Annotated in this window: 1 protein-coding gene; it reads right to left on the reverse strand. The window is 67.9% G+C overall.

Going from position 1 to position 280, the window contains the following annotated elements; translation table 11 throughout:
• Nucleotides 1-280, reverse strand: a 280-nt coding sequence (locus DNI29_RS23930; protein ID WP_438834636.1) for a M16 family metallopeptidase, incomplete at both ends; no start/stop codon positions are given.

Here is a 280-nt window from a genome sequence, read left to right on the forward strand (position 1 = left end):
GTCCTGGTTGGTGGTGCCGTTCTGGTCGGTGGCGCCGACCAGCTCGAACGGCTCGAAGAACTCGCCGCGGTAGTTCTCGCTGCCCTGGAACATCAGGTGCTCGAACAGGTGCGCGAAGCCGGTGCGGCCGGGCGTCTCGTTCTTGCTGCCGACGTGGTACCAGAGGTTGACCGCCACCACCGGCGCCTTGCGGTCGGTGTGCACGATCACGCGCAAGCCGTTCGGCAGGGTGAACTCCTCGTACGGGATCGACACGCTGGCCGCCTGCGCGGCTTCGGCG

It is taken from the genome of Hymenobacter sediminis (genome assembly GCF_003231285.1).
GTDB classification, from domain to species: domain Bacteria; phylum Bacteroidota; class Bacteroidia; order Cytophagales; family Hymenobacteraceae; genus Hymenobacter; species Hymenobacter sediminis.